23 protein-coding genes are annotated in these 24666 nt (G+C 43.8%); 20 read left to right on the forward strand and 3 right to left on the reverse strand.

Features of this window, described 5'->3' with window-relative positions:
- Positions 1–25 precede the first annotated feature (25 nt).
- The 17 genes from iscU to Q8W40_RS21410 all read left to right on the forward strand — a co-directional run bounded on the left by iscU (position 26) and on the right by Q8W40_RS21410 (position 15748).
- Positions 26–409, forward strand: a complete 384-nt coding sequence (gene iscU, locus Q8W40_RS21330; protein ID WP_101110831.1) for a Fe-S cluster assembly scaffold IscU — start codon at positions 26–28, stop codon at positions 407–409.
- Positions 410–473: 64 nt separating this feature from the next.
- Complete coding sequence (gene iscA / locus Q8W40_RS21335; protein ID WP_305400094.1) at positions 474–797, forward strand: iron-sulfur cluster assembly protein IscA; 324 nt, start codon at positions 474–476, stop codon at positions 795–797.
- Positions 798–901: 104 nt separating this feature from the next.
- Positions 902–1417 (forward strand): co-chaperone HscB, encoded by a 516-nt coding sequence (gene hscB, locus Q8W40_RS21340; RefSeq protein WP_305400096.1) that lies wholly within the window; start codon positions 902–904, stop codon positions 1415–1417.
- 13 nt (positions 1418–1430) lie between these two features.
- Positions 1431–3284, forward strand: a complete 1854-nt coding sequence (gene hscA, locus Q8W40_RS21345; protein WP_305400098.1) for a Fe-S protein assembly chaperone HscA — start codon at positions 1431–1433, stop codon at positions 3282–3284.
- Positions 3285–3308: 24 nt separating this feature from the next.
- The gene (fdx, locus tag Q8W40_RS21350; RefSeq protein WP_305400099.1) at positions 3309–3647 is read left to right on the forward strand and encodes an ISC system 2Fe-2S type ferredoxin; all 339 of its coding nucleotides are present in this window, start codon (positions 3309–3311) and stop codon (positions 3645–3647) included.
- Positions 3648–3659: 12 nt separating this feature from the next.
- Positions 3660–3860 (forward strand): Fe-S cluster assembly protein IscX, encoded by a 201-nt coding sequence (gene iscX / locus Q8W40_RS21355; protein ID WP_305400101.1) that lies wholly within the window; start codon positions 3660–3662, stop codon positions 3858–3860.
- A 242-nt stretch (positions 3861–4102) separates the two neighbouring features.
- Positions 4103–5395, forward strand: coding sequence for an aminopeptidase PepB (gene pepB / locus Q8W40_RS21360; RefSeq protein ID WP_305400103.1), 1293 nt, complete (start codon positions 4103–4105; stop codon positions 5393–5395).
- Positions 5396–5477: 82 nt separating this feature from the next.
- Entirely contained in the window at positions 5478–5909 is a 432-nt protein-coding gene (gene ndk, locus Q8W40_RS21365; RefSeq protein ID WP_101110824.1) for a nucleoside-diphosphate kinase, read from the forward strand.
- A 241-nt stretch (positions 5910–6150) separates the two neighbouring features.
- Positions 6151–7269, forward strand: coding sequence for a bifunctional tRNA (adenosine(37)-C2)-methyltransferase TrmG/ribosomal RNA large subunit methyltransferase RlmN (locus Q8W40_RS21370; RefSeq protein ID WP_104400495.1), 1119 nt, complete (start codon positions 6151–6153; stop codon positions 7267–7269).
- Positions 7270–7314: 45 nt separating this feature from the next.
- Positions 7315–8070 (forward strand): type IV pilus biogenesis/stability protein PilW, encoded by a 756-nt coding sequence (pilW, locus tag Q8W40_RS21375; RefSeq protein WP_305400106.1) that lies wholly within the window; start codon positions 7315–7317, stop codon positions 8068–8070.
- Entirely contained in the window at positions 8060–9058 is a 999-nt protein-coding gene (gene rodZ, locus Q8W40_RS21380) for a cytoskeleton protein RodZ (protein ID WP_305400108.1), read from the forward strand. Before pilW ends, rodZ begins: the two co-directional genes overlap by 11 nt.
- A 25-nt stretch (positions 9059–9083) precedes the next feature.
- Positions 9084–10208: a flavodoxin-dependent (E)-4-hydroxy-3-methylbut-2-enyl-diphosphate synthase gene (gene ispG / locus Q8W40_RS21385; protein WP_305400110.1), complete on the forward strand. Its 1125-nt coding sequence runs from the start codon at positions 9084–9086 to the stop codon at positions 10206–10208.
- Positions 10209–10225: 17 nt separating this feature from the next.
- On the forward strand, positions 10226–11494 hold the full coding sequence (gene hisS / locus Q8W40_RS21390; protein ID WP_305400112.1) for a histidine--tRNA ligase: 1269 nt from the start codon (positions 10226–10228) through the stop codon (positions 11492–11494).
- Between the two features lie 12 nt (positions 11495–11506).
- The gene (locus tag Q8W40_RS21395; RefSeq protein WP_101110818.1) at positions 11507–12121 is read left to right on the forward strand and encodes a YfgM family protein; all 615 of its coding nucleotides are present in this window, start codon (positions 11507–11509) and stop codon (positions 12119–12121) included.
- A gap of 12 nt (positions 12122–12133) precedes the next feature.
- Entirely contained in the window at positions 12134–13291 is a 1158-nt protein-coding gene (gene bamB / locus Q8W40_RS21400) for an outer membrane protein assembly factor BamB (protein ID WP_305400113.1), read from the forward strand.
- A gap of 161 nt (positions 13292–13452) precedes the next feature.
- The gene (gene der / locus Q8W40_RS21405; protein WP_104400488.1) at positions 13453–14937 is read left to right on the forward strand and encodes a ribosome biogenesis GTPase Der; all 1485 of its coding nucleotides are present in this window, start codon (positions 13453–13455) and stop codon (positions 14935–14937) included.
- 574 nt (positions 14938–15511) lie between these two features.
- Entirely contained in the window at positions 15512–15748 is a 237-nt protein-coding gene (locus Q8W40_RS21410) for a zinc ribbon domain-containing protein (RefSeq protein ID WP_305400114.1), read from the forward strand.
- A 91-nt stretch (positions 15749–15839) separates the two neighbouring features.
- Here the strand turns inward: Q8W40_RS21410 and xseA are convergent, their stop codons facing one another.
- Complete coding sequence (gene xseA / locus Q8W40_RS21415) at positions 15840–17096, reverse strand: exodeoxyribonuclease VII large subunit (protein ID WP_370693418.1); 1257 nt, start codon at positions 17094–17096, stop codon at positions 15840–15842.
- A 287-nt stretch (positions 17097–17383) separates the two neighbouring features.
- Here xseA and guaB point away from each other — a divergent pair, with 287 nt between their 5' ends.
- From guaB to Q8W40_RS21430, 3 genes are all read left to right on the forward strand, one after another.
- Positions 17384–18850, forward strand: coding sequence for an IMP dehydrogenase (gene guaB / locus Q8W40_RS21420; RefSeq protein ID WP_305400116.1), 1467 nt, complete (start codon positions 17384–17386; stop codon positions 18848–18850).
- An 81-nt stretch (positions 18851–18931) separates the two neighbouring features.
- Positions 18932–20485, forward strand: coding sequence for a glutamine-hydrolyzing GMP synthase (gene guaA, locus Q8W40_RS21425; protein WP_305400117.1), 1554 nt, complete (start codon positions 18932–18934; stop codon positions 20483–20485).
- Between the two features lie 228 nt (positions 20486–20713).
- Positions 20714–21310 carry an acetate uptake transporter gene (locus tag Q8W40_RS21430; protein WP_305400119.1) on the forward strand — a complete coding sequence of 199 codons (597 nt, stop codon included), beginning with the start codon at positions 20714–20716 and terminating at the stop codon, positions 21308–21310.
- A 105-nt stretch (positions 21311–21415) separates the two neighbouring features.
- On the opposite strand, the gene Q8W40_RS21435 is transcribed toward Q8W40_RS21430, so the two are convergent.
- A complete protein-coding gene (locus tag Q8W40_RS21435) occupies positions 21416–22960 on the reverse strand; it encodes an alanine/glycine:cation symporter family protein (protein ID WP_305400121.1) in 1545 nt (514 codons plus the stop codon).
- Positions 22961–23321: 361 nt separating this feature from the next.
- Positions 23322–24581, reverse strand: coding sequence for a D-amino acid dehydrogenase (locus Q8W40_RS21440; protein WP_305400123.1), 1260 nt, complete (start codon positions 24579–24581; stop codon positions 23322–23324).
- Positions 24582–24666: the final 85 nt, after the last annotated feature.

The raw sequence follows: 24666 nt of genomic DNA on the forward strand, positions 1-24666 counted from the left end.
ATATAGAGGATTCGAGGTAAAAATTATGGCATACAGCGAAAAAGTTATAGACCATTACGAAAACCCACGTAACGTTGGTTCATTCGATAAAGAAGACCCATCCATTGGTAGTGGTATGGTTGGCGCGCCAGCATGTGGCGACGTTATGAAACTGCAAATCAAAGTGTCTTCTGAAGGCATCATTGAAGACGCGAAATTTAAAACTTATGGCTGCGGTAGTGCCATTGCTTCTAGCTCTCTAATCACCGAGTGGGTGAAAGGTAAGAGTATTGATGAAGCAGCGGCTATCAAAAATGCAGAAATTGCTGAAGAACTTGAATTGCCACCGGTAAAAGTTCACTGTTCTATCCTTGCTGAGGATGCAATTAAAGCTGCTGTTTCTGATTACAAAAAGAAACACGAGTCATAATTGTAAATGGAAGGAGTTAGCGCTTCTTCCATTTTAATTTCACTAAAGATTAGCAGGTTGCAGTATGGCCATTACCATGACAGAAGCGGCGACAAGCCGTGTCAGATCATTTCTAGATAATCGAGGCAAAGGCATCGGTTTAAGACTTGGGGTGAAAACCACAGGTTGCTCCGGAATGGCTTATGTTCTCGAATTTGTTGATGTTCTTAATGAAGAAGATGAAATTTTTGAGCAGGACAGTGTGAAAATAATCATTGATCCTAAAAGCTTAGTATACCTAGACGGGACTGAGTTGGACTTCGTAAAAGAAGGCTTGAATGAAGGTTTTCAGTTTAACAACCCCAACGTTAAAGGTGAGTGTGGTTGTGGTGAAAGCTTTAATGTCTGATAAATAAGCTCAACAAATACATCGATTTAAAACGCAGTGAACGCTGCGTTTTGTGCTTTCCACTTATCTTTATTTTTTGCCCAGATTTCACTGAGAGTCAGAAAATGGATCATTTTGAATTGTTCGGTATTTCTCGCCAGTTTGATCTTGATGTTACTGCGTTATCCACTCAGTTCAGAGAGCTTCAACGCCAATTCCATCCAGATAAATTCGCTACTGCATCCGAGCGAGATCGCCTTCTTGCTGTGCAAAAAGCGGCGCAAATCAATGATGCTTTCCAAGTGCTAAAACAACCGATTTCTCGTGCTGAATACCTTCTTTCTCTTAAAGGGGTAGATATTCGGAATGAGCAAAATACGATGCAAGATCCTATGTTTTTAATGGAACAGATGGAGCTAAGGGAAGCGTTAGAGGATATTGAGTCATCATCAGATCCTGAATCTGAATTATTCGATTTTGAGAAAAAGGTCAGTAAACTGTATCAATCGCTTTTGAGTGAGATGGTTCAGGCATTAACTGATAACACACTGGAAAACGCTGCGAATGGTATTCGTAAGCTAAAATTTATTGCCAAATTACAAAATGAAATAGAGCAGTTAGAAGACAAACTGCTCGGATAATAAAGGACATTCAATGGCATTACTTCAAATTGCAGAACCGGGTCAAAGTTCAGCACCACACGAGCATCGTTTGGCGGCTGGTATTGATTTGGGGACGACGAACTCACTGGTGGCATCTGTTCTTAGCGGAACGGCAAAACCACTAGTCGATGAGCAGAATGAAAGCATTTTGCCATCGGTTGTCTATTATGGTTCTGATACTACATTAGTCGGAGAAAAAGCGCGTGAGCACGCTCAGTCCGATCCCAAGCAAACGATTATTTCTGCAAAACGGCTTATTGGTCGTTCTTTAGATGATATTCAAACACGCTATCCCTTTCTTCCTTATACTTTTATTGACAGTGAAAGTGGTCTGCCATTAATTGAGACATCAAAAGGTAACGTTAATCCAATCCAGGTTTCTTCTGAAATTTTGCAAACATTGGGTAAACGTGCGGAGGAAGCGCTCGGTGGAGAATTGACAGGCGTAGTGATTACGGTTCCTGCATACTTTGACGATGCGCAGCGGGCAGGTACGAAAGATGCCGCGACACTTGCGGGGTTGAATGTTCTTCGATTGCTGAACGAGCCAACAGCCGCTGCCATCGCTTATGGACTCGATTCCGCGCAAGAAGGCGTGATCGCCGTTTACGATTTGGGTGGAGGAACGTTTGATATTTCCATTCTTCGTTTATCCAAAGGTGTTTTTGAAGTCCTTGCTACTGGTGGTGATTCTGCCTTAGGTGGTGATGACTTTGACCACATAGTGGCGGACTACATTAAAGAGCAGTCAAACACTTTAGGTGCGCTTTCTAATGAACAGCAACGTGTGTTACTGGACGTTGCGACTCAAGCGAAAATCGAGCTGTCGAACACTGAATTTACAGACGTGACATTTGGGTCATGGTCTGGTTCGCTGTCTCGTGAAACGTTCAATGAACTTATTCAACCACTTGTTAAGAAAACACTGCTTTCTTGCCGTCGTGCGCTTAAAGATGCAGGTGTTTCAACAGATGAAATACAAGAAGTCGTGATGGTAGGTGGTTCAACGCGTACGCTCCATATTCGTGACATGGTTGGTGAATTCTTTGGACAAACACCACTCACAAGCATCAATCCGGATGAGGTTGTTGCTATTGGGGCTGCAATTCAAGCGGATATCTTAGCGGGCAATAAGCCAGATTCCGAGATGCTACTACTTGATGTGATCCCTTTATCATTGGGGATTGAAACCATGGGTGGCTTGGTTGAAAAAATCATCCCAAGAAACACCACAATTCCAGTCGCTAAAGCTCAAGAATTTACTACGTTTAAAGACGGGCAAACGGGCATGCTCGTTCACGTTGCACAAGGTGAGCGCGAAATGATTGATGATTGTCGCTCATTAGCTAAGTTCTCACTAAAAGGCATACCACCTATGGCTGCAGGTGCGGCACATATACGTGTGACTTATCAGGTTGATGCGGATGGCTTGCTGTCAGTAACTGCAATGGAAAAGAGCACTGGAGTACAGGCTGAAATTCAAGTGAAGCCATCGTATGGTTTGAGTGATGATGAAGTCGCTAACATGCTAAAAGAGTCCATGACTCACGCAAAAATCGACATGCACGCTAGAGCAATTGCGGAGCAAAGGGTAGAAGCGGATCGTGTAATCGAAGGCCTCGTTTCTGCATTGCAAGCTGATGGCGATGAGTTGCTTTCTGAGGAAGAAAGGCAGGTGTTGCTGACATCGATAGAAGCTTTGGTTGCTTTGCGTAACCAAGACAATGCCGATGTAATTGAGCAAGGTATCAAAGAGACAGACAAAGCCAGTCAAGATTTTGCGTCTCGTCGCATGGACAAATCGATTCGATCAGCGTTATCTGGTCAATCAGTTGATGACATATAACAGTTAAAAGTTTGAGAATTTAAAATGCCAAAGATTATTGTATTACCCCATGAAGACTTTTGCCCAGAAGGCGCGGTATTAGAAGGACAAACTGGTCAGACTGTTCTTGATGTTGCATTGAAAAATGGCATCGGAATCGAACATGCTTGTGAGAAATCCTGTGCCTGTACTACTTGTCATATCGTTGTACGTGAAGGATTCGATTCATTAGATGAGAGTGAAGAGCTTGAAGATGACATGCTGGATAAAGCATGGGGTTTAGAGCCTGAGTCCCGCTTAGGTTGCCAAGCGGTGATCACCGATGAAGACTTAGTCGTCGAAATCCCGAAGTACACGCTGAATCACGCTGCTGAAGATCATTAATAAGGAAGCGAAATGAGCTTAAAATGGACAGACTCGAGAGATATCGCAATTGAGTTATGCGATCTTTTTCCTGACACCGATCCTACAACCGTACGTTTTACAGATTTGCATCGCTGGATATGTGAGCTTGAAGAGTTTGAAGATGATCCAAGCCGATCAAATGAAAAAATTCTGGAAGCCATTATCCTCTGTTGGATGGATGAAGCTGATTAATTGAATCGAAGACGTAAATGGCTCGGTCAACACAGATCTTTAAGATCTAAGAACTTGTGTTATATGTTGGGTTGTTTATTCGACTTAACATTATTTACTGAAAAAAGCGGGCTAGATAGCCCGTTTTTTTTATGCAAATGACATTTTCTACGAACATAATGCTAACATTCCGCAACTCGTGAAAAGAAACAAAGTCGTAATAGAAATCAGCGAAGATTACGACGACAAGACAAGGAGAAATCATGTCTACACAAATGCCGGTATTCATTTCATCACAAGCGGCACTCCCTCAATGGGGCGAAAACGCAATTTTATCTTTTACAGAACAAGGTACAACGATTCACCACACCGATGGTGAGTTAGTCGATGTGATTCAGCGCGCAGGGCGTAAGCTGGACGGTCAGGGAATTAAATCCGTATTTTTGCAAGGCGAAGGCTGGGATGTAGAAAGCATTTGGGCGTTCTACCAAGGCTACCGCGGACCTAAAAATACCAATTCTGTTGAGTGGGTTGATCTAGAAGAGAGTGCTCAACACGAATTGAATTCTCGTATTAAGGCAGGAAACTGGGTCCGAGATATCATCAACAAAAGTGCTGAAGAAGTTGCCCCTCGTCAACTTGCAACTATGGCTGGTGAGTTTATTAAATCTCTCGCGCCAGAGCACGTGACTTACCGAATTGTGAAGGACAAAGACTTACTAACAGAAGGCTGGGAAGGCATTTATGCAGTTGGTCGTGGTTCAGAGCGCACATCTGCAATGCTTCAATTGGACTTCAACCCAACGGGTGACGAAAATGCGCCTGTTTTTGCTTGTTTAGTTGGTAAAGGTATTACATTTGATTCAGGTGGTTACAGCATTAAGCCTTCTGGGTTTATGGATGCTATGAAAGCTGACATGGGTGGGTCGGGTACAATTACAGGTGGTCTTGGTTTGGCTATCCTTCGCGGGCTTAATAAGCGTGTGAAATTAATCCTTTGTTGTGCGGAAAACATGATTTCGGGTCGAGCTTTCAAGCTAGGTGACATCATCACTTACAAAAATGGCAAGACTGTCGAAATCATGAATACGGATGCGGAAGGACGTTTGGTTCTTGCTGACGGTCTTCTGTTTGCTAGTGAACAAAACCCAGAACTGATCATCGACTGCGCGACTTTGACTGGTGCAGCAAAAAATGCATTGGGTAATGATTACCATGCTCTGTTGTCATTTGACCAGCATCTGTCATCCAAGGCAGTAGGTTATGCTGTTGAAGAGCGTGAGGGATTATGGCCTCTGCCTCTGGCGGATTTCCACCGTTCAATGTTGCCTTCAAACTTTGCTGATTTGTCAAACATCAGTAGCGGTCACTATTCTCCTGGTGCGAGTACTGCTGCAGCCTTTTTGTCGTATTTTGTGAATGACTACAAGAAAGGTTGGTTGCATTTCGACTGTGCTGGCACGTATCGTAAGAGTGCGAGTGACAAATGGTCGGCTGGCGCAACGGGTATGGGTGTACGTACACTCGCTCGAATTTTGACAGAACAAGCGAAATAAACTGAATTCAACTTAAAAAATCCGAGGGAAGCAAATTAAATGTAACCCTCGGATACTATAACGAAAGAACGAAGGACATCTTATGGCTCTAGAAAGAACGTTTTCCATCATTAAGCCCGATGCTGTGAAAAGAAATCTTGTCGGTGAAATCTACCATCGATTTGAAAAAGCAGGCTTAAGAATTATCGCTGCTAAAATGGTTCATCTATCAGATGACCAAGCAAGTGGATTTTATGCTGAGCATGAAGGTAAGCCTTTCTTTGAAGGTTTGAAAGAGTTCATGACATCTGGACCGATTATGGTTCAGGTTCTTGAAGGTGAAAATGCAATTGCTCGATACCGTGAGTTAATGGGTAAAACAAACCCAGAAGAAGCTGCATGTGGAACCATTCGTGCCGATTACGCGGTAAGCATGCGTTACAATTCCGTTCATGGAAGTGATAGCCCTGAATCCGCAGCGCGAGAAATAGAGTTTTTCTTCCCTGCATCTGAAATTTGCCCTCGAGAAGATTAATGCTTTCTAGAGTGTGAACTCATCATTGCACTTATGGTTGTTCATAGGTGCAATGCTTCTAAATTCCTTAACTTTTCTCCCTCAATGTAAAGCCTCATACTTGTTATTTTTCTTCTGTTTGAAAATTAATCAATTTGAAATTAATCCTTTATAAATAACCTTACTTTCACCCCCTTGTTGTCACTGGGTAAAGGCTGTACAATTCGCGCCCTTAAATACAGTTACACCTGCGAGAGACAACATGAGCACCGAAAAAGTAAATCTACTGGATTTTGACCGTAAAGGGCTACGAAAATACTTCGCCGATGAATTAGGTGAGAAAGCATTTCGTGCTGATCAGGTCATGAAGTGGATCTACCATTTTGGTGTCGACGATTTTGAGAACATGACCAATCTCAATAAGAAGCTTCGAGAGAAGCTTATGCGTGTTTCAGAAATTCGTGCGCCTTATGTCTCTGAAGCTCAGCACTCTACTGATGGAACCATCAAATGGGCTATGCGCGTTGGTGATCAAGATGTCGAAACGGTATACATCCCTGATGCCGATAGAGCGACACTTTGCGTGTCCTCCCAAGTGGGTTGTGCACTTGAGTGCAAATTTTGCTCTACCGCTCAGCAAGGATTCAACCGCAACTTAAAAGTGTCGGAAATCATTGGCCAAGTTTGGCGTGCAGCACGAGAAATTGGCTTGCAGAAAGAAACGGGTCGCCGCCCGATTACTAATGTCGTGATGATGGGAATGGGCGAACCGCTACTGAACATGAAAAACCTGATCCCTTCTTTGGAGATCATGCTTGATGACTTAGGTTTTGGCCTATCAAAGCGACGCGTGACTGTTTCAACTTCAGGGGTGGTTTCTGGCCTCGATCAAATGACAGGTAACATCGATGTTGCACTGGCCATTTCTTTACACGCACCAAATGATGAGCTTCGAAGTGAGATCATGCCTATTAATGATCGCTGGGACATCGAGGATTTTCTCAATTCCGTTAGGCGCTATATTGCGTCATCCAATGCCAACCGTGGCAAAGTTACGATTGAGTATGTTCTGCTTGATCATGTGAATGATGATATGGAACATGCAAGACAACTCGCAGAATTGTTAAAAGATACTCCGTCGAAGATAAATTTGATTCCTTTTAACCCTTATCCTGGTTCACCATACCGCAAGCCGAGTAACTCGCGCATCGATCGTTTTATGAAAACGTTGATGAAATATGATTACACGGTAACTGTGCGTAAAACTCGTGGTGATGACATTGATGCAGCTTGTGGTCAGCTAGTTGGAGATGTGATCGATCGAACAAAACGGACAAAACTTAAACAGCACGGGGAACCAATCGAGGTCAAGTCAATCTGAGTTGATAATTGACCAGAAAGACTCCCCAGATAGTAAGGGAGTGTGATGTTAGTGAGAATTGCGAACATATTTCTGGTTAGTTTGTTAGTAGGTTGTGTTACAGTTACTGAACAATCCGCTAATAATCAGTTTGATAAGATAAAGGCGGCAGAAGCGCGTATAAGCTTAGGTTTAAGTTATCTTGAGTCCAAAGATATGGTTCGGGCGAGAGAAAACCTTGAAACCGCAGTAAGCTACGCACCAGATTATTATCGTTCACTGATCGCAATGGCTCACTTTTATCAAGAAGTTGGCGAGATCGGTCAGGCAGAGCAAGCCTATAAAAAGGCACTTAGGGAGTCGCCTAAGAACGGCGATGTACTCAATAACTACGGTACGTTTCTTTGTAAAATCGGTCGATACGATGAAGCCGATGTATTCTTTAACCGTGCTATTGAACAGCCATATTACTACCTGATTGCAGCCAGCTATCAAAATGCGGCAATGTGCGCGCTAAAAAGCGGCGATCAGGATAAAGCTGAGTATTATTTTGCCCGTTCTTTGGATCATGACCCAAACCGAGTTGTTTCTATACTTCAGCTAACACAAATAGAAATTCAAAAAGCAAAGTATCGGGAAGCTAGGGTTAGACTTTTAAAATTTCATAATAGATATGGGTATAAAGCTTCGAGTTTGGGCTTGCTAATTGAATTAGAAAAACAAGCAGGCAATAACACTCTTGCAAGTAAATACGCGAGCGTATTAAAAGACAAATACCCAGACTCGATTCAATATCAGAAGTACGTAGCGAATGAGTATTGAACAAACTGCAGAAAATATGACTATTTCTACATTGCCGCTTCCTGGTGATGTACTGCGCCAACAGCGAGAGAAGCTGGGGTTAACGCAAAAAGACATTGCTGACCGTCTTCGTCTCCGCTTGGCGGTGATACAAAACATTGAAGATAACAACTTCAAGTCAGATCAAGTAGCCACTTTTACCCGTGGCTATTTGCGATCTTACGCCAAGGCTGTTGGACTGAGTGATGATGATGTTTTGCCACTTTTGGAAGAAGAGGTGAACCATAAAGAACAGTCCATGCAGAGCTTTTCCAGAAAAACCAATCGAGAAAAACACGACAGTCGAATCATGTTAATTACATGGGGTGTACTGGCGGTGTTGGTTGGCATATCTTCTGTGTGGTGGTGGCAAAATCAGAGCCTAGACACACTTTCAGTTTCGGAGCTGACTTCTTCTTCAGATTCCCTTTCTCAAGAGTCAGAAGCTGATTTGGCGGTACTTGAAGCCCAAAGAGAGCTCAATATCGCTTCAGCTCAACCAGTTCAACAGAATGAAGAGGTTGAGCCAACTGCCAATGCAGCTGTTTCAACAGAAGACACTACATCTGCCAACGAAGAAGTTAACAACCCTTCAAATACCGAATCTTCAGACACTGATAGCTCAATTACTGACACAGCAACAAGTGATGTTTCGTCTTCTTTATCAAGCGAATCATCTAATGCTGAATCGCCTGAGAGTACTAACGTCGCTTTTTCAGATTCTACGGCATCTGCTAACCCAGTTTCAATGTCGTTTTCGGCTGATTGCTGGATTCAGGTTAAAGACGCAGAAGGCAAAGTGCTTGCTACGGGTGTAAAAAAAGCGGGTCACCAACTTTCTTTAAGTGGCAAGGCTCCATATAGCGTAATATTAGGTGCACCTGAAGGTGTTTCAATGACATTTGCTGGTGAAGCTGTAGACCTTTCTGGGTATACTGCAGGCAAAGTAGCAAGATTCAAATTACCCTAGAAGCTGAGTAAGTCTAAAAGCCATTATGCAACACGAATCCCCTATTAAACGTCGTGCATCGACCCGCATATATGTGGGTGATGTGCCGATCGGTGACGGTGCCCCTATCGCGGTACAGTCCATGACCAACACCAGAACAACGGATGTTGAAGCAACAGTGGCTCAAATTAAGTCACTGGAAACCGTTGGTGCTGACATTGTTCGCGTTTCTGTTCCTACTATGGAAGCAGCAGAAGCCTTTAAACTGATAAAGCAGCAAGTCAATGTTCCTTTGGTTGCCGATATTCATTTCGACTATCGAATCGCTTTGAAAGTAGCGGAGTACGGTGTTGACTGTTTAAGAATAAACCCCGGGAATATTGGTAATGAAGCACGAGTAAAATCGGTTGTCGATTGTGCTCGTGATAAAAATATCCCTATTCGAATCGGTGTTAATGGCGGTTCTTTGGAAAAAGATCTGCAAGTGAAGTACGGTGAACCTACACCTGAAGCACTGGTAGAATCAGCAATGCGCCATGTTGATTACCTCGATCGTTTGAATTTCGACCAATTTAAAGTCAGTGTAAAAGCATCTGATGTCTTTTTAGCCGTTGATTCTTATCGTCTTCTAGCGAAAGAGATTGACCAACCTCTTCATCTCGGTATCACCGAAGCAGGTGGCGCGCGTGCCGGATCAGTTAAATCCGCGGTGGGTCTTGGTATGCTTCTGACTGAAGGCATCGGAGATACACTTCGAATCTCTTTGGCAGCCGATCCTGTAGAAGAAATTAAAGTTGGTTTCGATATTCTAAAGTCCCTTCGAATTCGTTCCCGCGGTATTAATTTTATCGCTTGCCCAAGCTGTTCTCGTCAAGAGTTCGATGTGATCAATACTGTTAATGCTTTGGAAGAACGTTTAGAAGACATTATTACGCCGATGGATGTCTCTATCATTGGCTGTGTGGTAAATGGTCCAGGTGAAGCAGAAGTTTCTCACTTAGGGTTAGCAGGAAGTCACAAGAAAAGCGCTTTTTATGAAGACGGTAAACGTCAAAAAGAGCGCTTTGATAATGAAGATTTGGTTAGCAAGCTCGAAGCCAAAATTCGTGCAAAAGCGTCGGTGCTTGATGAAAGCAATCGCATCGACATCAATTTAATCGATAAACAATAATCTCGACGGTAATAACTGTGGCAAAAACGATACAAGCAATCAGAGGCATGAATGACTGCCTCCCTACACAATCTCCTCTTTGGCAAAAAGTGGAGAGCGCGGTTAAACATGTAATCAGTGCGTACGGATACAGTGAAGTTCGCATGCCTATCGTTGAGATGACTCATCTATTTAGCCGCGCCATCGGTGAAGTGACCGACGTTGTTGAAAAAGAGATGTACACCTTTGAAGACCGCAATGGCGATAGCCTGACTTTGCGCCCTGAAGGGACAGCCGGTTGTGTTCGTTCAGGTATTGAAAATGGTTTGCTTTATAATCAAGAGCAACGTCTGTGGTACATGGGACCGATGTTCCGTCACGAGCGTCCTCAAAAAGGTCGATATCGTCAATTCCACCAGTGTGGTGTGGAAGTATTCGGTCTGAATGGTCCCGATGTCGATGCTGAACTGATCATGCTGACAGCTCGTCTATGGCGAGAACTCGGTATCGAAAAACATGTGCGTCTAGAGTTAAACTCAATTGGTTCATTAGAAGCTCGTGCTAACTATCGCACGGCGTTGATTGAATTCCTTGAACAGCACATCGATATTCTCGATGAGGACTGTAAACGTCGTATGCATACGAACCCTCTGCGTGTTCTGGATACCAAAAATGCAGATATTCAAGCGATTCTAGTTGATGCTCCTCAGTTGTCCGATTACCTTGACGAAGAATCTAAAGCACATTTTGCAGGATTGTGTGAACTTCTTGACGTCGCTGGTATCGAATACCAAGTTAACCAGCGTCTTGTGCGTGGTCTGGATTATTACAATCGTACCGTTTTTGAATGGATTACTGAAAGCTTAGGTGCTCAAGGCACAGTGTGTGGTGGCGGTCGTTATGATGGGCTTGTCGAGCAGCTGGGCGGTAAGTCTACCCCAGCAGTAGGTTTTGCTATGGGGCTAGAGCGCTTAGTTCTTATGTTAGAAGAACTAGACCTGGCAGACACACGTCGTGCAGTCGATGTGTATATGGTAAGCGCTGGTGAAGGCACACTAATGGCGAACATGAAGCTGGCAGAACAAATTCGAGAGTCATTGCCTGGTATACGTGTGATGACGCACTTCGGTGGCGGTAACTTCAAGAAACAATTTAAGCGTGCTGACAAAGTTGGCGCGGTCGTAGCCTTGGTACTTGGTGAAAACGAAGTAGCGGAAGGTACTGTAGTCGTCAAAGACTTAACAGGCGGCGAACAAACAACAGTTGCACAGGCAGACGTTGCCGCGCAACTTAAGCATTTGATCTAAAGAGGACAGGACGTGGAACTCTACGATACTGAAGAACAACAGGTAGAAGCCATTAAAGAATGGTGGAAAGAGAATGGTAAAGCGGTCATCGTAGGTGCGGTGGTTGGCTTAGGCGGTATCTTTGGCTGGCGTTTTTATCAGGACTCGCAAGCAGAAGCGCAAGGTGCAGCTTCTCAAGCGTACGATAAAGTACTGACTCAAATACAGAACTCTGGTGCAGAGTCATCATCTGATGCACTGGCGTTTATCGAAGCGAATAAAGAATCTCAATATTCAGTATTAGCTGCGCTGCAATTAGCAAAAGCATTTGTTGAAGCAGGAGAGCTGGATAAGGCTCTAGAGCAGTTAAATTGGGCTAAAGCAAACACAAAAGATACAGCTATCGTTTCTTTGCTAACAGTACGTACTTCTCGCGTGCTTGCAGAGCAAGAAAAGTACGATGAAGCGCTTACTCAGCTCGATTCGATTAAAGAAGCGGGTTGGGCTGGTCGTGTTGCTGAGCTTAAAGGCGACATCTTGCTTCGTCAGGGTAACTCTGAAGGTGCGTATGCTGCCTACTCAGAAGCACAACAGCAGTCAGATGCGAGCCAAGCTCTGCAAATGAAGCTGGACGATCTGGCGAAGTAAGGGTTGTATCGAATGAAGAAAATGCTCAACCGAGCTGTGATGTGCGCCTTGGCTGTAGCCGGCTTAGCTGGATGCGCGGGCGAAGAAGACACCATCATAATGGCACCTTTGCCTATTGTTGAAAGCCAATTTACACCAGCAAGTAACTGGTCTACTTCGGTTGGTGATGGTGTTGGGCATTATTTTTCCAAACTGAAACCTGTCTATGCATACGACAACGTATTTGTTGCCAGTCGTGATGGGCAAGTAAAAGCGCTGGATCCTAATACGGGTAAAGCAAACTGGTCTACCACTGTTGAGTCAGAAAACACGGCTCGCTTGTCTGGTGGAATTGCGGCGGCGTTTGGTAAGTTGTTTATCGGTAGCGAAAATGGCGAATTGATAGCGCTTTCTGCAGAAAACGGTGAGCTACTTTGGCGTACTTCAGTAGAGGGTGAGGTACTTGCAGCACCTGCTACCGACGCTAACCTTGTGATGGTCCATACTTCTCGCGGCATATTGGTCGCCTTAAACCAAGAAGACGGCTCCCAAGAGTGGACGGTGAGTTCAGAAGTCCCCAGCTTAACGCTTCGTGGAGACAGTTCTCCGGTCACCATTTCTGGCGGTGTGTTCTGGGGGACAGCGAACGGTCGAATTGCGGCCGCGATTGTGGCTCGTGGGCAACTGATTTGGCAACAGCCAGTGGGGACGCCTAAAGGTTCCACTGAAATTGATCGTTTAGTTGATGCCGATGCATCGCCTATCATTATTGGTAGCACGTTATACATTGTCGGTGTAAACGGTCAGCTTGTCGCGATTGACTTACGTTCTGGTGCGCCGTCTTGGAAGCGTACTTATTCATCTGCAACCGATATGGTGACGGATGGCAGTAACCTTTACTTAGTTACAGATAAAGATCATCTCGTCGCGGTTGATGCGCGTAGTGGTACAGAAATCTGGAGCAACAAACAGTTAGAGCACCGTTTATTAACGGCTCCTTCAATTATCGACGGCAAGTTAGTCGTTGGCGATACTGAAGGCTATCTACATTGGCTGGAGAAGGACTCTGGCAAGTTTGTGGCTCAGCAACTTATAGACGACAGTGGCTTTGCTGTAGGACCTATTGTTGTTGACGAAGGTTACGTTGTAGTGACGCGTTCTGGTGCTGTAAAGAAACTGCAGATCCAGTAAATAACGTGATATAATTCACAATCGGCTCTTGGCTGTTCTCAGTCAAGAGCCGTTTTATTGATAATTAAACAAGTGTGGTTATAGGTAAGTTCTAAGTTCTAAGCTTTAGTGCTAATGATTTACCTATAGCTACATTAAGAAATGAGATTGTAGAGGTACATATGATTCCTGTAGTTGCTCTTGTAGGGCGTCCTAATGTTGGTAAGTCGACGCTTTTTAACCGTCTGACTAGAACGCGTGACGCGTTAGTGGCCGACTTCCCTGGATTAACTCGGGATCGTAAATACGGTCAAGCAAAACTGGGTGAACATGATTTCATCGTTATCGATACTGGTGGTATTGATGGAACGGAAGAGGGCGTAGAAACAAAGATGGCACAGCAGTCGCTGGCAGCGATTGATGAAGCCGATGTGGTTCTCTTTATGGTTGATGGTCGTGCTGGTTTAACACCAGCGGATGAAGCCATTGCGATGCACCTTCGAAAAATAGAGAAGCCAGCTATGCTGGTGGTGAACAAAGTAGACGGTATTGATGCCGATGCAGCGTGCGCCGATTTCTGGAAGCTTGGTGTCGAAAACATGTATCAAATTGCGGCATCTCATGGTCGCGGTGTAGCAGCATTGATTGACCGTGCACTTAATCCATTTGCAGAAGAACTCATTGCAAATGCTGAAGGTGAGTTAGAAGACCTCACGGATTTTGAAGACCCAGAAGAAAAACTGGATTACACCGAAGAAGAAGCGGAAGCTGAATTCAAACGCTTACAAGATCAACCAATAAAGCTGGCTATCATTGGTCGTCCTAATGTAGGGAAGTCGACGCTTACAAACCGTATTCTTGGTGAAGAGCGAGTCGTAGTATTTGATGCCCCAGGCACTACTCGTGACTCTATTTATATTCCAATGCAGCGTGATGAACGTGAATATGTCCTGATTGATACAGCAGGTGTACGTCGCCGTACACGTATCAATGAGACGGTAGAAAAGTTTTCAGTTGTTAAGACGTTGAAAGCTGTCGAAGACGCTAACGTAGTGTTGCTGGTTATTGATGCTCGAGAAAACATATCTGATCAAGATTTAAGTCTATTAGGCTTTGCGCTGAATTCTGGTCGCTCCATTGTGATTGCGGTGAATAAGTGGGATGGTTTAGATACTGATGTAAAAGAGCATGTGAAGAAAGAGCTTGATCGCCGTCTAGGTTTTGTCGATTTTGCACGAATCCACTTTATCTCAGCGTTGCACGGTACTGGTGTAGGACACTTGTTTGAATCGGTTCAGGAAGCGTATAAATCTGCAACGACTCGTGTTGGTACATCTGTTCTAACTCGAATCATGAAAATGGCGCAAGATGATCACCAACCACCGATGGTACGTGGTCGCCGAGTGAAATTGAAATATGCGCACGCTGGTGGATACAACCCTCCAATCATTGTTGTTCACGGCAACCAAGTACATGAATTGCCAGACTCCTATAAGCGTTACTTAATGAACTACTACCGTCGTTCTTTGGAAATTATGGGTACACCTATCCGAATTCAATTCCAGAGCAGCGACAACCCATTTGAAGGTAAGTCCAACAAACTTACGTTGTCGCAAGAGCGAAAACGCAAACGACTTATGTCGATGATGAAAAATCGAAACAAATAACTAAAAAGCGCCGAAAGGCGCTTTTTTGTATTCGAAGGCAATTACGGTATTTTTATCTGACGGATCTGCCAATAAATAGATATCTATTAAGATATATTCATTTAAAAACAATATCTTAAGTGTAATTCCAAACATTGTAATGTTCACTTACATTCGAATGACAATTGAATTTTGATCGAATATTAAATTCTAAAAATCGCTAGCTTATTTCCTTGTTGTGGTTTTTATGACTATTTAAAATTCAAATACAGCATATGTAACTTATGCTTTCGGGGTGTGGTTATATAAATGTTCTTTTTGATGCTGATCGCTGATCAGGTGTCCTAGTGCGGAAGATCGGAAAAGATCTGTATTCGCAACTTGACCCCAATCAACACCGTTTGATGATTGAAAAATAGCATGAATACGTACCTTACAATGTGATTAGAACGTATATATCTAAAAGGAAATCTAATCGTGAAAGATCAAATGTTCCCAAAGCCCTTGTTCGGATTAACATCTGATACAGATCAAAGCACGTATTAAGTTATGACTTCATTATCAGGATGTACTTCGTGGTAAAGAGGGTAAAGATATGAATGATAATGTATGCAAACACTGTGACAGCGAGTTGAGATGGAATGGTGGGTTATATCACTGCGATTTCTGCTCCGAAGATTATCAGAAGCTTGCGTTCTGCCCAGACTGCGAGCAATCTCTAGAAAAGCTTCAAGCATGCGGAGCAGCGAGTTATTTTTGCCCAAGCTGTAATGAACTAAAATCCAAGTCTCGAGTTACTTTTATCTATAAAAAACAATCGAATGTGGCTTAAAAAATTCTTTGTTTAAGAAAACCTAAGCCGTAAGTAAATGAAAAACCAAGGTCTAACCTTGTTAGTAATCAGAAATAGAAGTGTGCTAGCACTAGTCAGAAACGGTTGAGCGAATATTCCCATCAGCAAGGCGGGTGATAAGTACGTCACCCGTTTTAATTTCGTTAGCATCGGTGACCACATCGCCATTTTCTAGCTGTGTAATACTATAACCACGTTTTAGTGTGGCTAGTGGGCTTACGGTGTCCAGTTTCTCGGCGGCTAGAGCCAATTGATGTCGAGACAGTAACAACTGCCTATCCATGGCATCTAAGAGTTTAGCTTTACTGCTAGAGAGCTCGCTCTGGAGCTGATTGAGTTTTCGCTGAGGATTGTGTAATGCGAGCCGGTGATCCAAATTCACCATTGTTCGGCTATTTCCCGATAACCTTTGGTTCATTGCAACGCGCAGCCGCTGTTCTAAATCATCCAATCTCTGGCTTTGCTGCTGAAGTTGGTAGCTTGGGTGCTTTCTTTCCAACTTTCTTTCCAGCATATTGAGCGAAGATTTGTGGTCGGTAAGGTACTGCAACATTGCCTGACGTAAGTATTGGCGCTTTTGTTTCAGTGACAATACTTTGTGATTATTGTCTCGACTGACTAACTCTGCTGCTGCTGAAGGTGTTGGTGCTCTCATGTCTGCCACAAAATCAGCAATGGTGACATCTACCTCATGGCCTACAGCAGAAACAATAGGGATCTGGCTTGCGGCAATTGTGCGTGCCAAGATTTCATTGTTAAAACACCATAAATCTTCTAACGAACCTCCGCCCCGGCCAACAATAAGCACGTCACACTCATTGCGTTCGTTCGCTCTACCAATCGCTTGAGCAATTGAGATAGCGGCAGTGTCTCCTTGAACGATCGAAGGGTAGATAACGATAGGAAGTGTGTGATCTCGGCGTTTCAATACATCTAGAATATCGTGCAGAGCTGCACCCGTCTTGGATGTGATAACACCAACACGAGTTGGGTTTTCAGGTAAAGGTTGCTTTGAACTTTGAGCAAACAGACCTTCAGCGGCAAGTTTCATTTTCAGCTCATCAAACTCTTGCTGAAGTCGTCCGTCGCCTTCGGGCTGCATATTTTCAATGATAAGTTGGTAGTCGCCCCTTGGTTCATAGAGCGACAAGCGGGCTTTAACTAAAACTTGATTTCCATTTTGTGGCTTGAATGTTACTCGGCGGTTGTTGCCTCGAAACATCGCACATTTCACTTGGGCACGGGAGTCTTTCAGTGTGAAGTACCAATGGCCGGAAACGGGGGCTGAGAAATTAGAAATTTCACCCACTAGCCATACAATGCCCATTTCATTTTCGAGCAGTAAACGGACTTCCGAGTTTAAGCGAGATACAGTGAAAATATTATTATTGGTCAGAGAAGACACAAATAATCTCTAAGGCGTGAATATGGAAATTAGCGGCAATATAATACATATCAAGGGGGTGATTGCAAATAAAAAATAAAAAAATGTGTGGTCAAGCGATTGCCCTGTGCGTATAATCCGTCTGCAATATCAAATCCAAATCACTTTATTATGCGAAACGATAAAGCTTGGGTTTATTCCTATTAACACCTTGTTGTGAGATATTGCAAATGCTACGAATCGCAAAAGAAGCTTTAACTTTTGACGACGTTTTACTCGTCCCGGCACACTCCACTGTTCTTCCGAACACTGCTGATCTTCGCACTCAGCTGACTAAAAACATCACTTTGAATATTCCAATGATCTCTGCATCTATGGATACCGTAACGGAAGCTCGCCTAGCCATTGCGCTGGCGCAAGAAGGTGGTATTGGCTTTATCCACAAAAACATGTCGATTGAGCAACAAGCTCATCAAGTGCATCTTGTTAAGATCTTCGAAGCAGGTGTGGTTACTGCTCCTGTGACTGTTGAGCCAACAGCAACGATTGAAGATGTAAAAGCGTTAACTGAAGAAAACGGTTTTGCTGGTTACCCTGTTGTTGCAGATAACAATGAATTAGTGGGCATCATCACTGGTCGCGATGTACGTTTTGTTACTGACCTGACCAAGAAAGTTGAAGATGTCATGACACCAAAAGCACGTCTAGCGACAGTGAAAGAAGGTGCTTCTCGTGAAGAAGTACAAAAGCTGATGCAAGAGCACCGTGTAGAGAAAGTCTTGGTAGTGAACGAAGAGTTCCAACTAAAAGGCATGATCACCGCAAAAGATTTTCACAAAGCAGAGCGTAAGCCTAACGCGTGTAAAGATGTGCAAGGTCGCTTACGCGTTGGTGCTGCAGTAGGTGCAGGCGCAGGTAATGAAGAGCGCGTGAAAGCACTTGTTGATGCAGGTGTAGATATTTTACTTATCGACTCATCTCACGGCCACTCTGAGGGTGTATTGAACCGTATCCGCGAAACTCGCGCTGCGTTCCCTGACCTCGACATCATCGGCGGTAACGTTGCAACAGCAACGGGTGCGAAAGCCCTAATCGAAGCGGGTGTTAGCGCGGTTAAAGTGGGTATCGGCCCAGGTTCAATCTGTACAACTCGTATTGTTACAGGTGTTGGTGTACCACAGATCACAGCGATTTCAGATGCAGCAGACGCAGCCGCTGAATACGGTATTCCTGTAATCGCAGACGGTGGTATCCGTTACTCTGGTGACATCTGTAAAGCGATTGCTGCTGGCGCATCTTGTGTGATGGTTGGTTCTATGTTTGCGGGTACAGAAGAAGCACCGGGTGAAGTTGAGCTTTACCAAGGTCGTGCATACAAGTCATACCGTGGTATGGGTTCTCTTGGTGCTATGTCTAAAGGTTCTTCTGACCGTTACTTCCAATCTGATAACGCTGCCGACAAGCTTGTTCCTGAAGGCATCGAAGGTCGTATCGCTTATAAAGGTCGCTTGAAAGAAATTGTTCATCAGCAAATGGGTGGTTTGCGTTCAAGCATGGGCCTAACTGGCAGCGCAACAATCAACGATATGCGCACTAAAGCTGAATTCGTACGTATTTCTGGTGCGGGCATGAAAGAATCTCACGTTCACGATGTGCAGATGACGAAAGAAGCGCCTAACTACCGTACTGGCCAGTAATTACCCTTAAAGAATTAACCTTGAAGATGCGTGCCAATGCGCATCTTCATCGCTTAACCTATTTGATCTTAAGAGACGAAAATGACTAAGAACATTCATGACCAACGTATTTTGATCCTTGATTTTGGTTCTCAATACACTCAGCTTGTTGCTCGACGCATCCGTGAAATTGGTGTTTATTGTGAGCTGTGGAGCTGGGATGTTGAAGAAGCGGACATTCGTGAATTCAACCCAGACGGCATTATTCTTTCTGGTGGCCCTGAAAGCGTAACAGAAGATAATTCTCCTCGAGCTCCGCAATACGTATTCGATTCTGGCGTACCTGTATTGGGTGTTTGCTACGGCATGCAGACCATGGCGGAACAGCTTGGTGGTAAAGTATCAACTTCTGACGAGCGTGAGTTTGGTTACGCTGCTGTTGAAGTTTCTGGTGAATTCTCAATCTTTAAAGATCTTGAAGCTACTCAAGACGTTTGGATGAGTCATGGTGATAAAGTTGTAGAAATCCCACAAGGCTTCGTAAAAGCGGGTGAGACAGAGACTTGCCCTTATGCTGCTATGGCAAACGAAGATAAGAAGTACTACGGCGTTCAGTTCCACCCAGAAGTAACACATACGAAAAACGGACTGCAGATGCTAGAGAATTTCGTTCTTGGCGTGTGTGGCTGTGAGCGTTTATGGACGTCTGAATCCATTATTGAAGATGCCGTTGCTCGAATTAAAGAGCAAGTAGGAGACGATGAAGTTATCCTCGGCTTGTCGGGTGGCGTTGATTCTTCGGTTGTGGCAATGCTTGCTCACCGCGCAATTGGCGACAAGCTGACTTGTGTATTTGTTGATAACGGCTTATTGCGCTTGAACGAAGCTGAGCAAGTTATGGACATGTTCGGCAACAAGTTTGGTCTTAACATCATCCATGTGAATGCCGAAGACCGTTTCCTAAATGCACTTGAAGGCGAAGCTGATCCAGAAGCGAAGCGTAAGATCATTGGTCACGTATTTGTAGACATCTTCGATGAAGAATCTAAGAAACTGAAGAATGCGAAGTGGCTTGCTCAGGGAACTATCTACCCAGACGTTATCGAATCTGCTGCATCTAAGACCGGTAAAGCACACGTTATCAAATCTCACCACAATGTTGGTGGATTACCAGATGACATGGAGATGGGCTTAGTTGAGCCATTGCGTGAGCTATTCAAAGATGAAGTTCGCAAGATTGGTCTTGAGCTGGGTCTTCCATACAACATGCTTTACCGCCACCCATTCCCTGGTCCGGGTTTAGGTGTTCGCGTTCTTGGTGAAATCAAGAAAGAATACTGTGACTTGCTGCGCCGTGCTGACGCTATCTTCATTGAAGAGCTGCATTCTGCAGACTTGTACCATAAAGTTTCTCAGGCGTTTACGGTATTCTTACCAGTACGCTCTGTTGGTGTAATGGGCGATGGTCGTAAGTACGATTGGGTTGTTTCACTACGTGCAGTAGAAACCATCGACTTCATGACCGCTCACTGGGCGCATCTACCATACGATTTTCTTGGTAAGGTTTCTAACCGTATCATTAACGAAGTCGATGGCATCTCCCGCGTGGTTTACGATATTTCAGGTAAGCCACCAGCGACAATTGAGTGGGAATAATTTCCTCTCGCTAGATATCAATGCCAGCCTTCGCGCTGGCATTTTTTTAGCTTTTTTTCATTCAAATCTCTGTTCACCCAAACCTCTGCTCACCAAGCTTCCGACTCTCCAAGTTTTTATCTGATCATTGCCACAAACTTAGTTTGCACAAGCTAGTGTCACAATAAGCTTCAAAACCCTATAAAATTTTCCTGTATTTTTTATTAATAAATTTGAAGGTTATGAGATATGTCGACTAAGCTAGCCAACCCCGCCCCTTTGGGATTAATGGGATTTGGAATGACCACTATTTTGCTGAATATCCACAATGCAGGCTTTTTCCCAATTGATTCTATGATTCTTGCAATGGGGATTTTCTATGGTGGGTTAAGCCAAGTGATTGTCGGCATGATGTGCTTTAAGCGTGGGGATACGTTTGGTACCACTGCGTTTACATCTTATGGCTTGTTTTGGTTAACGTTAGTTGGTTGTATCGTTCTACCTTATCTAGGGCTACCAAAAAGCCCTGATCATTTTATGGGGTGGTACCTCACTTTATGGGGAATCTTTACTGCATTTATGTTTATTGGTTCACTGTGTTACCCAATCGCAAAGCAAGTGGTGTTTGGCTCGCTGACCATTCTTTTTGCGTTACTGGCAATTCGAGATTTTACTGGAAGTGAGTTTATCGGCTCGATTGCTGGTTTTGAGGGGATATTCTGCGGAGCGAGTGCCATCTATTTTGCGATGGCTCAAGTACTCAACAACGAATATGGCAGAACCATTTTGCCAATTGGTGAGAAAAAGCCTTCACCAAAAATCAATACCGAACAAATTGCTGCTTAAAAATGGTCGCAAGGTTACGGAAATCGGATTGGTAATAAAAAGGGATAGCAAGCGCTATCCCTTATGTTGTTTACCTATTGGGTATTGTCAGGGTAAAACGAACGCTTATACCGAAGGTTGTTCTACGCCATCTGCCGATTCTTCGGTTGACGGCGATTTACCTGTTTTTCGTTTGTATTTTTCTTCCCAGTAAGTTGCTCCCTTAATACCAAGCTTTACTGGGTTAAACGTATATTCTGTTACGCCTGCTTTCTGCTGCTGCTCATAATCTTTTAAGGCTTTAAGTGCCGGTTTTGCCATAAAGAAGATGATCAGAATGCCGATAATGTTGAGCCAAGCCATTGCGCCTACGCCCACGTCACCCATTGCCCAAGCTAGGTTCGCTGTTTTTACTGTTCCGTAGAATACTGCAGACAGAATGACCAATTTAAGCGCAAACATCATTCCGCTCAATTTGAACGTACGTCGAATGTAAGCGATGTTGGTTTCGGCAATGTAGTAGTAAGCCAAAATAGTGGTGAATGAGAAGAAGAATAAAGCAAACGCAATAAACAATTTCCCAACACCTGGTAGCGTACTTTCTATCGCCATTTGGGTGAAGACTGGACCGTTAGCGCCGATTGTTGCAGGTAGGTTTTGAATGAGGAATTGCCCTTCAGCCCCACCATGTACGTTATAAGCACCAGTGATAAGAATCATAAATGCCGTAGCGGAACAAACGAGTAGTGTATCAATGTAGATTGAGAAAGACTGAACCAACCCTTGTTGCGCTGGGTGGTCGACACTTGCTGCTGCAGCTGCGTGAGGACCGGTACCTTGACCCGCTTCGTTGGAGTAAACACCACGTTTAACGCCCCAACCGATGGCTGCACCAAAGCCTGCCATTGGAGTGAAGGCATCACCAATAATCATTGAGAAGATGCGTGGAACTTCACCAATATTAAGAAGGATGATGACAAACGCAATGACGATGTAGGCTAATGCCATGAAAGGAACGACGAATTGCGTGAAGTTAGCAATACGTTTAACACCACCAAAAATGATGAAAGCCAAAATGATGGAAATAAAGGTGCCAGTAAAGATTTTAGCAAAACTGTAAGTACCTAGACCTGTATCTATCATCATGCCCGTACCAAATGCAGCTTCAACGGCATTACCAATACTGTTTGATTGAACGCCCGGAAGAAGAACACCACACGCAAATATAGTGGCTATAGCAAAAATCCATGCATACCATTTTTGACCCATGGCTTTTTCAATGTAGTAAGCTGGACCACCACGGAACTGACCTTCATCTTCTTCTTTGTAAATTTGCGCTAACGTTGATTCAGCGTAGGCTGTTGCGGCACCTAAGAAAGCCACTACCCACATCCAGAATACCGCTCCAGGACCACCAAATCCGATTGCCGCAGCGACACCGGCAATGTTACCCGTACCTACGCGTCCTGAAAGCGAAACTGCGAGAGCCTGAAATGAAGATATGCCTTTAGAGGAGCTTTTGCCCGATAAAAGCAAACGCCACATTTCTGAAAAATGGCGAACCTGAACAAAGCGAGTGGTAATGGAATAGAACAAGCCAGCGCCCAAGCATAAGTAAATAAGTACTGGGCTCCATATTATTCCATTAAGAAAGTCGACGAGTGACTGCATGACTCTTTCCCTATATTGATGTTGTATTTGTGTGAAAATCGAACGATATATTAATCTTGAATGTGACTAAGTTGTTAATATTTTTATCTAACTGTTGTTGCTATCGTGATTTAGAGCACGTATCGCTAATATTTTGCAATATAGTGGCTATAAATTGTGCGTATAGGTGGTTTGTATAATTATTATTTTTCAAAATGAATAAAGATATCGACTATGATTCTGTGTATTTTTCCATTTGGCTGTAATTTTCATTCCGTAAAAACTGATTTATTTGGAATTAAATTTCATGACTACTGTTGTTTGAAGTTATCTTATGCCCTGAATGGTAAAATTAGCGGGTCTGTTGTTACGTATTTTTTAGTTATTTACGCGCATAGCGAGAGTAGGATAAGTCCTCGTGCTCAATATCCGGTGTTTGATTGGCTACAATATCGGCCAGTAATCGCCCGGACCCGCAAGCGAGTGTCCACCCAAGTGTGCCGTGACCAGTATTGGTGAACATATTAGACAAGGGCGTTCGCCCAATGATCGGTGTTCCGTCTGGGGTCATAGGGCGTAGCCCAGTCCAGTATTCGGCATCCGATAATCTACTTGCCTTGGGGAAAAGGTCTGTGAGCACTTTATTAATTGTTTGAGTGCGCTTGGCCGGAAGGGTTTGGTTGAACCCAGCCAATTCTGCAGTACCTGCCACTCGAATCCGGTTCTTAAATCGAGTAATGGCAACTTTATACGTTTCATCCATGATGGTTGAATTTGGTGCGCACTCTATGTTTTCTACCGGAACCGTTAAGGAATACCCCTTAACTGGGTAAACCGGTAAACTTACTCCTAAAGGTTTTAGCCATTGCGCAGAGTGACTACCCATGGCTACGATGTATTTATCGGCTTGAAATTCTTGTTGAGTGGTTGTGACTCCGGTAATCACTTTTTGGTTATGCTGAATCGCTTTTACTTCTTGATTGTAGTGAAATTGAACGCCTGCATTCTTACAGTGCTGTTCCAACTGCTGGCAAAATAAAAAGCAGTCGCCAGTTTCATCATTAGGCAGATACAGCCCGCCTGTGAGTTTATGCTTTACTGCTGCTAACCCCGGTTCTTTTTCAATACATTGTTCGACATTGAGCAGGTGATGTTGAATACCACTTTTTTCTAATAGATACATGTCTTTTCCGACAGCGTCTATTTGTGCTGCACTGCGAAATACCTGCAATGTACCGAGCTCTTTTCCTTCAAATTCTAAGTCGAGAGATCGCCGTAATTCAGCCATGCTCAATTTGCTGTAATTTGCCAATCGAAGCATTCTCGATTTGTTTTGTTGGTATTTTTCCTCAGTGCAATTTGCCAGCATTTTTAGGCTCCATCCCATCATGTTTGAATCTAACGGTGGAGATATTTTAAGTGGCGCATGTGTTTGAGATAGCCATTTCATGGCTTTGAATGGAACTCCAGGCGCAGCCCATGGAGCAGAGTAGCCATAAGAAAGTTGCCCGGCATTGGCAAAGCTGGTCTCCAATGCACTACATTCTTGCCTATCGATCACATCGACATCAAATCCTGCTTGTCTTAAATACCACGCGCTGGTTAAACCAATAACACCACTTCCAATCACTAAGGCTTTCATTTTTTACTTGTCCGTTTTAATTCGTCTATTTCGATAGCGGTAATCTGTATGTAGTGTCTGGTGTTTACAAATGTTTAACAATCGA

It is taken from the genome of Vibrio penaeicida (assembly GCF_030689305.1).
GTDB lineage: Bacteria > Pseudomonadota > Gammaproteobacteria > Enterobacterales > Vibrionaceae > Vibrio > Vibrio penaeicida_B.